Origin of the sequence: Streptomyces durocortorensis (genome assembly GCF_016901035.1) — a bacterium.
GTDB classification, from domain to species: Bacteria; Actinomycetota; Actinomycetes; order Streptomycetales; family Streptomycetaceae; genus Streptomyces; species Streptomyces durocortorensis.
The window spans coordinates 1-9268 of record NZ_JAFEUF010000251.1 but is presented as its reverse complement, the minus strand read 5'-3'; the positions used below and the strand labels follow the sequence as shown (position 1 = coordinate 9268).

Below are 9268 nucleotides of genomic sequence, written 5' to 3'. Positions count from 1 at the left end.
CCGCCGGACCCCCCGGGCCCCAGCACACTGCGATCCAGTCCCCGTCCCCGTCTCCTTTCCCTCCGGGCCCCGCAGCCCCGGCCGTCGAACGCCTCCGGGTGGTGGTCGCGGACGACAACCCGGTGGTCCGGGCGGGCCTCGGCGTTCTGCTGTCCGGCCGAGCGGACATCCAGGTGGTCGCGGAGGCGGCGGACGGCCGGGAGGCGTACGAGAAGTCGCTCGAACACCGCCCCGACGTGGTCCTGTTGGACGTCCGCATGCCGGGCGTGGACGGCATCTCGGCGCTGCCGCACCTGGTCGGCATCGCTCCCGTACTGATGCTGACGTACAGCAGGGAGAGCGAGATCGTCCACGAGGCGCTGCGTCTGGGCGCGGGCGGCTATCTGGTGCACGGCGAGTTCACGGCGAACCAGCTGGTCCAGGCGGTACGCGACACGAAGGACGGCCGCGCCAACTTCACTGTCACCGCCGCGGACGCGCTCCTGGCCCACATGCGCCACGGCACGCCGCCCCAGCGGGGCCCGCTCCCCGAGGGCCTGGGCTCGGCACTGGCGACGGCACCGACCCAGCCGCCGCCGCGCACCGCCGAACCTTCGGAAAGCCTTTCGCAACTGCAACCTGCTGTGGGACAGTCTTCTGTATCCGGGGGGTCGGTATCCACCCCCAACAGGCAGCAGTACGGGCTGAGTTCGAGGGAGGTGGAGATCATGGACCTGATTGCGTCCGGAATGAGTAATCAGCAGATCGCCGCCACCTGCTTCATCAGTGAGAAGACGGTCAAGAACCACATCAACCGCATCTTCACGAAGCTCCACAGCGCGACGCGCAGCGAGGCCATCGCCCACTGGCTGGGCACCGCGCCCCGGACCCCGGGGTGGCAGCCATGACCGAGCGATCCGGCAATGCGAGGCCCCGGAAGGCCTTTTGGGCCCGGGAATGGGCCCACGGGCCCTCTGTGGGAGCGCAGGTTCCCCTCTATGTTTCTCACGTCGCCAGCGGCACCGGCCAGGAGGAAGCCGGTAACGAGGACGGCACCGCAGAAACGCGCGAGTCGGCCGGCAACCGGTCGGCCGAACCCGGAGGGGAACACCATGTCGGACATCACCCTGAAGACCGCCGTCCGCGTCAACGGCTGGGCCAACACCGCCGTCAGCCGCCTTCAGAAGCGGTACGCGGCGAAGGACCGGGGGCAGACGGCGTTCGAGTACCTGGGGATCGTTCTGGTGGTCGTCGCCATCATCGGAGCGGTCGCTGCCTCGGACATCGGTGGCAACATCTCGAAGCGTATCGACGGACTGGTGACCGCCATCGTCTCTGGCTGATGCGTACACGTCTACGCGGCGACGCAGGGCAGGCCTTCCCCATCTACATCATGATGGTGGCGGGCCTGCTCTTCCTTGCGTTGGCCTTTTTCGCGGTCGGCAAGGCTTCCGCCTTGCGTAATGGGTCTCAAGGCGCTGCCGACGCCGCCGCGCTGGCCGCCGCCCAGCAGGCACGAGCCAACTTCGGGCCGGGATTTCTCGGCTCGCTGCCACTCAACACGCTGGACGTCTTCCTCGACATGCCCTTCGTGGCGCCCTGCGCCGAGGCGCAACGACTGGCCGCCGCCAACGACGCGGACGAGAAGCTCTGCTATCCGACTTCCGGATATCTGCGTGACCGGATCACGGTCCAGGTAGAGGGGCGCAAGCCGGTGGACTCGCCGGTGATCCCTGGTTCGGACAACAAGAAGGCCAAGGCCACGGCCACTGCGCTGATCGAGTTCAACTGCCCCAATCCGAAGGCTGTTGACGTCAACAGTGACGGTGTCCAGGACCTCTTTGTCTTCACGTGCCGGAGCGGCGAGATAGTCAAGATCACAACCGCCGAGATCACTCCTGGCCTGTGGGAGACGGTGAGCAGAACTCTCTTCGACGTGCGGTTGGTCGACCAGTGACAGCGAAGCGAACGACGAGTAGAGGAATCGGACCATGAGCATGCGGCGGACCACGACGACCAGAAGGGCGATGACAGCTGTCTCAGTGACGGCCGCCCTGGCCCTTGCGCTCGCCGGCTGTGGCGACGACGGAGGCGACGAGCCCGGCAACGAGGGATCCAGCGCACCGTCCGCCCCAGCCAGCCCCTCCGCACCGGAGGACAAGGGCGAGCCGCAGCAGGAGGACACGGCTGCGGGGGAGGACGTGGACCCGAATGTGAAGCTCGCGGAGGCGCGCGGGCAGGGCGGGCTCGTCCTGGTCATCAATCAGGTCAAGCGGGACTCCGGCGGATTCCTCACCGTCCAGGGTGAGATCAATAACGAGGGAACCCAGATACGGACTGCATCGGCCTGGGCCGGTTCAGAGGTCAGCATCGTTCAGAAGAACCCCAACTCGGTTGCGGGCGCGACGCTGGTGGACAAGGCGGGGAAGAAGCGGTACTACGTGCTCCGCGACACGGACTCCCGGTGCCTGTGCACAACGGCGATCGCCTCTATCGCCCCGGGCAAGGCAGCGCCAATCTTTATGCAATTCCCCGCCCCGCCCCAGGGAACGACCGAGGTCGACTTCAACCTTCCGACCTTCGCCACCACCTCGCTGAAGATTTCTGGGTGAGTGCGGCCATGAAGACCACCACGCGCTCCCGGGCCGCGCGCAACGTAGGACAAGCCGTCGCAGTCGTCGTGCTTGTTGCCGGAACGACTCTCCTCGGGGCCTCACCCTCGTACGCCGACGACGGCCCGAGCGTCCCGCCCGGTACGGAGGCGACGTCGGAGCCACCCGTTCCCACGGACCCGAACGATTCGGACCTGAAGATGCCGGAGGGCGGCACCCTCGCTCCCGGCCGGGTCCTCGACATCGTCCAGGTCGTGGAAGACCTCGGTGGCGAGGAACGCCGCGAGGACAGCAACGCCGACATCAAGTTCGCGCTCCAGGCCGAAGTCCTCTTCGGCAAGGACAGCGCGAAGCTCGGCTCGGCGGCCAACGCCCGTATCGCCGCCATCGCCGAGGAGATCAAGAAGCAGAACGCGACCAAGGTCCGCGTCTTCGGCTTCACCGACAACCTCGGCTCCTCGGCCCACGGAGACGTCCTGTCCAAGCAGCGGGCCGACGCCGTGCACGGGGTCCTGTCGAAGGAACTCGGCCCCACGATCACGTACGAGATCCGGGGCTACGGCGAGCAGTACCCGATCGCCAGCAACAGCAACGAAGAGGGCCGGCCCTTCTGCCGTGACCACAGGAAACCGGCCATACCTTCGCCGAGCCCGTCACCCGAACGGCGGACCGTCGTTTGTGTTGTGGGCCGGAATCCGGACTGCCCGGCGTAGCAGACTGTGACACGCCGCGCGTCGCTGACACGTTCATCGGGTGCTGACACGTTCATCAGGTGGGGTACCGCGGTGCGCATACGAACAGTCGTCGAGGAAGGTGTGATGGGTGTGGAGGCCCCCGCGACGAACGAACGGGTGACGGGACGCAGGTGGACGGTGCGGCTGGATCCCGTCGGCCGTGGACGTGCGGACGTACGTGTCTCGTGCAGCCGCCCCGCCTGCGCCGCGCAGGTGCTGCCCTCCGCGGCCGCCGGCCGCACGGCGGCGGTCGCGCATCTGAAGGCCCACCTGCGCGCGGGGGCGGCCCCCCGCCCCTCGGCGCACTGCGCCTGCCGGGCCGAGGAGTGCCACACACACATCCGCCCCGCCGGACCGCGTGAGCGCCCCGCCCCCTGGAGGTGCGGGGGAGCGGTCGTCCTGGCCGTCGTCACGGACCGGGAAGGGCGCTGGTGGCAGGTCATGGAGTGCTGCTCGCGCTGCGCGGCCGCCCACCCCACCGCGAAGATCGTCGCCACCGCTCCGGCCACCGAGGGGCCGGCTCCGGCCGACGCCCCAGCCTCCGCGGCCCCCGCGGCGGCCTTGTCGGCCGTCGGCCCGCACTTCTCGCACAGCGCCCCTACGACCGCCGTCACGCGCCAGGTGCCGGCTCCCCGGTCCACGAGGCCGGTGCGCAAGCGCCCCCGGCGGGGGAGGATCGCGCAGCGCTTCGTCCCGCACGACCTGCGGCCCGTCGCGCTGCGGGACGAACTCACCGAACTCGGCGAACTCTTCCGCGCCTACCAGCAGCGCCCCGAGCCCGACCTCGCGATGCTCGCCGACCTCCACGCCCGCAAGGCGGAGGCCTTCTTCGCCTGGGCCGAAGTCACCGCCGACACCGGACTGCGCCTCGACGCCCGGCGAGCCGAACAGGCCGCCGCCACCGCCCGCCTCCAGCACCTGCACCGCATCGGCCAGGCTCCGGACGGCGAAGGGCCCGCTGTCGCACGGCTGCTGACCGCCCCGGCCCAGTGGGACCACGCGCGGGCCGTTCTCGCACACGTCGCCGCCCACGCGCCCCTGCCGAGTGCGGAGGCCCGCCTGCTGGTGGTGATGCTGACGCTGCGCACCGCGCACGCCGGTGTCGGCAACCTCGTCGGCCAGGACCTCAAGGGGCTGCCCCTGCACGATCCCGAGCATCTGGTGGGACAACTGCTGGAGTGCGGCTGGCTGGACATCTCCGGGACCGTCGAGGAACTGATCGCCTCCCGCCCGGAAAGCCCCACCCGGATCAGCGTGCCGTCCCTGACGCCCGACGACAACGACCCCGGCCCGTTCACGTTCGGCAAGAAGATGCGCCCCAAACTCAGCGGGTGGGCCCAGCGGGTCGTCGGGGAGAAGAAGCTCCGCAAGGCCAAGACCGAGGCCGAGGCACGGTTGCTCGCCCTGGCCCTGGCCACCGGGGCCGACGGCGAAGGGCGACTGGGGCCCGAAGGGCAGGGCATCGCCGTGGAAACCCTGTCCTCCTGGTGCACCGTCGACCCCGGTGACCTGCGGGAGCTCGTGGACCGGCTGACCGCGGCGGACTGGTTGACGGAGGCGGAGGTCACCGGCACCCACCTCACCGGCCGGCTGACCGAACGCGTCCTCCCGCTCGGTTGCCCGCTGACCTGAGAAGCGGAGCGAAGTAGCCGACGCCCGGGGCGCGTGCCCCGGCAGGCCCCGGCAGGCCCCGGCAGGCCCCGGCAGGCCCCGGCAGCCGGAGCCCTACGCCCGACCGCCGACGACCTTGCCGCCCTGGAAGCCCTCCACCGCGGTGGCCCCACGGCCTGACCCCACGGTCTGACCCCACCGGCGGGCCATGCCTGCGGCGTTGCTGTCGCCGGAGCACCTGCAGCGGCGCACACGGGCCGGGTGCGGGCAGCGTAGGAACGGGCGGCTGCTATGAGGCCGAAGCCCAGGCCGCCGAACGCGACCATCCAGGTCACCCCGGAACCGGTCGTGAACGCACCGGACGCCTCCATCCTCGGCAGCACGCCAACCGCACTGAGCGGGGCGTAGACCAGCAGCACAACTCCCCCGGTTCTCTGATGCCGACAATCCAGGCTCCCCCGAGCCCGTGGCCCGTCACATCCCGCGCATGGGGTATCCGCCTCCTCCGCTCGGGGGAGAAACGAACGCGCCCGCTGGAGGACCGGATCTCGCTGCACCGGAGGCTTTCGGCACCCCCGAACCCTCACCCCCCCCACCCGCGCCCGATCACGACCCACGGCGGCCGGAGAGCCGGGACAGCCCGAGCTGCCCCGCCAGATCCGTCAGGTCCTCCGCGTACAGGTCGAACCGGTCCGAGGCCGTGGGCGGGTCGCCGACCGGGCGGGCCACATAGGCCGTGCGCAGGCCCAACGCCTGCGCACCGCGAAGATCCCAGGCGTGGGCGGCGACCATCAGCAGGCGCTCCGGCGGCTGTCCGGCGACGGTGACGGCCAGCCGGTAGACCGCCGGGTTTGGCTTGTAGGCGCGGGCGTCCTCCGCCGAGAGGGCTTGGTGCCAGCGCAGTCCGGCATGGGCGTTCAGTTCCAGCAGCGCCGTCCGGCTCGCGTTGGAGAGGCCGACCAGCGGGAAGTGCTCGGCGAGCCGGGCCAGGCCCGCCACGGTGTCGGGCCACGGCGGGAGCCGGCGGGCCGACCTCGCCAGCGTCTCCACCGCGCCCGGATCGTCCACCCCGGCGGCCACGGCGACGCGTCCGGCGGCCTCCCGGTCCAGGGCGTCGCTCGGTACGTAGGGCCGGTCGCCGTCGAGGATCCGGCGCTGCTCGCGCTCGATGTGCTCCTGCCAGAGCAGCAGGAGCCGTTCGGTCCCGGGGCCGTCCAGGGACGGGTCGAGCGCGCGGATACCGGCGCGGAGTCCGGCGGGTTCGTCGACGAGCGTGCCGAGCACATCGAACACGAGGGCGTCGAACGCGAGGGTGCCGAACGCGAGGGTGTCGGTCTTCAGCTCTGCCATGGCGCGGTCTCCTCCAGAGAGTGGGCGACAGAGCGAACAACGTCGCAACAGCGTTCTCCCATCCCCTCCTTCACCTACTTCACCGAGATCGACCCCACGAACGCGTCCAGGTCCTCCGCGTCGACCGCGTCCTTCACCGCGTTCAGCCGCACCACGAACGGAACGCCCTTCGTGTCCACGCCCGCGACCAGGACCCCGGTCATCGGCGTTCCCTTGTTCGGGGTGTCCTCCTGGCCGTCCGCCGTGAAGTCGTAGTCGATCCGGCGGGCTTCGCGGGCTTCGCGGGCGTCGCGGGCGTCGGCCGGGCCCGCGAGGCGTACGTCCTCCGTCGCCCGGCGGGTGGAGTTCAGGCCGATGCCCGCGCCCGCCGCTGCCGCCGCCCCGGCCGCGTCGTGCACGCCCGTGGCGAAATCCAGCTGGACCGAGACCATGCCGGTCCGGATGCCGTTCTCCTCCTTCAGCGCGACGGCCGCGTTGGCCTCGGCGCGTTCGCCCGCCGGCTGTTCCGCGTACCCCTCGCTCTTCGGGTAGCCGACGCTCAGGCTGCCGGTGTCCAGCGTGCCCCAGCCCTCGGGCACGGAGGCCGTGCCGTCGCCGTCGCCGCCGCTGCAGCCGGTCAGCAGGAGCAGCGCCGCTCCCGCGAGGGCCGCCACGGTGGCCGCCGTCCGCCCTCGGGCCGACCGCGCCCTGTCCGTCCGTCCCCGGGCCGACCGCGCCCCGTACGTCCGTTCTCGGGTCGTCCGCGCCCCGTACGTCCTGGCACTCATCGCCGGTGTCACCACGTCCGTCTCTCCGCCTTTCTGCCCGGTCGGTCCGTCGCGTCAGTTCGCTGCGTCAGTTCGCCTCGTCAGTTCGCGCAGTAGCTGTACGGAAGGTACGTGCGCGCGTCGCCCTGCGGGGCCCCGAGGAACCGCGCGTCCTCCAGCGTCTCCGTCTTCTCCTCCGTGGAGAGGGAGAACCCGAGACTCATGCCGAGCGAGATCTCGAAGCCGAACTCCTGGGCGTCGCTCTCGCCGGTGTACCGCATCGAGCTGGACAGGCCGTCCTCGAACATCAGCTGCTGGAACGGGTCGTTGCCCTCCGGGCGGCTCTCCATGCCTTGGTCGCCGAAGAGGTACTCGAACGGGGCGGTGTTGTTCCCGGAGCCGCCCAGCCACTGTTCGGCGACGGCCCGGTTCGCCTCGGTCGCCGCGTCCGTGTCCTTGCCGAAGACGATCGAGTTCGTCACCACGTCGATCCCGGTGTCGCCCGAGGAGTCCGACGCGCTGCCCTTGCCGCCGCGCTTGTCCTGGCCGCTCTCGCCGTTGTCGCCGCCGACCTCGACCTTGCCGGACGTCGAGCCGCTCTCCACCGTCTGTGTCATGTCGATGCGGACGATCTTCCCGGTCTTCTGGTCGCGGGTGACGGTGATCGCGCTGGTACGGTTCTGCTTGCCGCCCACGGTCCCCTTGACCGGGCCCACGTTGCCGCCGGCCTTGCCCTCCAGTTCGAGCTTGGCGGTGTACGTGTACGACTCGTTGCCGTTCACGTCGTCCTTGGTGATCGTCACCTCGGGAGAGAACGTCGCCTTGCCGCCGAGTTTCGCGCCGAGTTCGTCCTCGTCGCCGCCCTTGACCGACAGGCCGCCGTCCGCGTAGGCGTTGAGGCCGACGGTCGAGTAGGAGATCTTCTTGTCGCCGATCTTCCTCTCGATGTCCTCCTTCTTCTCCGCCCACTTCATCGCGGAGTACCAGCCGCCGCCATAGCCGCCGCTGTGCTTGGTGGAGGTCTCCCACATCTTCATTTCCTCGATGTCGTCCCGCATCTGCTGAGCCTCCTCCTCGCTCGCGAAGATCCAGGTGTCACCGTTGGTGATCTTGATGCCGCCGCCGATGTCGACATCCGCCTTGCCGAGGCTCCCGAGCTTCACGCCCGGGGTGCCGGCGGTAGCCCCGGCGGAGGCGGCGTCGGTGAACGTCATGGAGACGACCTTGTCGTCACCGTCGACCTCACCGTCGCCGTTCACGTCGGTCCTCGCCCGGGAGACCTTCTGCTGGAAGCCGTACTCCTCGCCCCACTCGAACCAGCCGACCTTGACCTTGCCGCCCGCCGTGTCCGAGATGCTGGAGACCTGGCACATCGTGGGCTCGTAGTCCGCGTCCGTCTTCGGCTTCGCCTCGGGGTCCTGACCGCCGGAGGAGCACGAGCCCCCGCCCCCGGCCAGCGAGCTGATCGCGCACCGCAGCCGCTCCCCGATCTTCCCGCCGACCCCGGCCATCGCCATCGCGCCGATCAGCATGACGACCAGGATGACGACGCCCAGGTACTCCGTCGCCGTCGCACCGCTGTCACGCCAGTTGTACGAGTACGTCGGCGGGGGCGGGGGCCGGGTGGCGCGCTCCTCCAGCAGCCGGTCGACCGCCACCCCCGACGCCGCACCGGCCGCAAGCGAGACGGCCGGCATGAGGACGCCCTCGATGCCGACCACGCCCCCGGCGACGGCGAAGCCGTACAGCAGACCGGCCAGTGGTACGGCCAGGGCAGCGAGCAGGTACAGGGTGCGGGACGACTCGCGGTACTCGTCGGGGAGGATACGGGCCGCCGCCAGGACGGTCAGGAGCGTCACGGCGAGGGCCGGAAGATGGATCAGGGCCAGCCGCCAGCCGAAGGTCTCCAACCGCTCCTCGGTGCCGAGCAGTTCGAACAGGGCCCGGTTCGTGAGGAATCCGGCGCCGAGATAGACGAGGGCGCCCGTCACCCAGCTACGGGTCAACGCGAAGAAACGGCCGCCCTGTTGACCGTGGCGTGGTGCGCCGGGCCCCGCGATGCCGTGGCGTGGTGCGCCGGGCCCCGCGATGCCGTGGCGTGGTGCGTCGGAGCCCGTGATGCCGTGGCGTGGTGCGTCGGAGCCCGTGATGCCGTCGCGTGGCGCTCCGGAGCCCGCGATGCCGTGGTGCCCCGGCGGTACGCGGCCCGCGCCCCGGTCTCCCCAGCCCTCGTCCC

9 protein-coding genes are annotated in these 9268 nt (G+C 70.6%); 6 read left to right on the top strand and 3 right to left on the bottom strand.

The annotated features are described in order from the left end of the window. The 6 genes from JS521_RS30165 to JS521_RS30140 form a co-directional block, all read left to right on the top strand. On the top strand, nt 1-887 hold an 887-nt coding region (locus JS521_RS30165), incomplete at its 5' end, for a response regulator (protein ID WP_239488040.1). Between the two features lie 204 nt (nt 888-1091). Next, nucleotides 1092-1322, top strand: a complete 231-nt coding sequence (locus tag JS521_RS30160) for a hypothetical protein (protein ID WP_205086106.1) — start codon at nt 1092-1094, stop codon at nt 1320-1322. Beyond that, nucleotides 1322-1936: a pilus assembly protein TadG-related protein gene (locus JS521_RS30155; protein ID WP_205086105.1), complete on the top strand. Its 615-nt coding sequence runs from the start codon at nt 1322-1324 to the stop codon at nt 1934-1936. Before JS521_RS30160 ends, JS521_RS30155 begins: the two co-directional genes overlap by 1 nt. Before the next feature lie 34 nt (nt 1937-1970). Beyond that, nucleotides 1971-2591, top strand: coding sequence for a hypothetical protein (locus tag JS521_RS30150; RefSeq protein ID WP_205086104.1), 621 nt, complete (start codon nt 1971-1973; stop codon nt 2589-2591). Nucleotides 2592-2599: 8 nt separating this feature from the next. Next, nucleotides 2600-3304 carry an OmpA family protein gene (locus tag JS521_RS30145; RefSeq protein ID WP_239488039.1) on the top strand — a complete coding sequence of 235 codons (705 nt, stop codon included), beginning with the start codon at nt 2600-2602 and terminating at the stop codon, nt 3302-3304. Between the two features lie 105 nt (nt 3305-3409). Continuing rightward, nucleotides 3410-4957 carry a hypothetical protein gene (locus tag JS521_RS30140; protein WP_205086109.1) on the top strand — a complete coding sequence of 516 codons (1548 nt, stop codon included), beginning with the start codon at nt 3410-3412 and terminating at the stop codon, nt 4955-4957. Between the two features lie 585 nt (nt 4958-5542). Here JS521_RS30140 and JS521_RS30135 read toward each other — a convergent pair. From JS521_RS30135 to JS521_RS30125, 3 genes are all read right to left on the bottom strand, one after another. Beyond that, entirely contained in the window at nt 5543-6286 is a 744-nt protein-coding gene (locus tag JS521_RS30135) for a haloacid dehalogenase type II (RefSeq protein WP_205086103.1), read from the bottom strand. A 74-nt stretch (nt 6287-6360) separates the two neighbouring features. Further along, nucleotides 6361-7053, bottom strand: a complete 693-nt coding sequence (locus tag JS521_RS30130; protein WP_239488038.1) for a hypothetical protein — start codon at nt 7051-7053, stop codon at nt 6361-6363. An 80-nt stretch (nt 7054-7133) separates the two neighbouring features. Beyond that, on the bottom strand, nt 7134-9038 hold the full coding sequence (locus tag JS521_RS30125; protein WP_239488041.1) for a hypothetical protein: 1905 nt from the start codon (nt 9036-9038) through the stop codon (nt 7134-7136). Nucleotides 9039-9268: the final 230 nt, after the last annotated feature.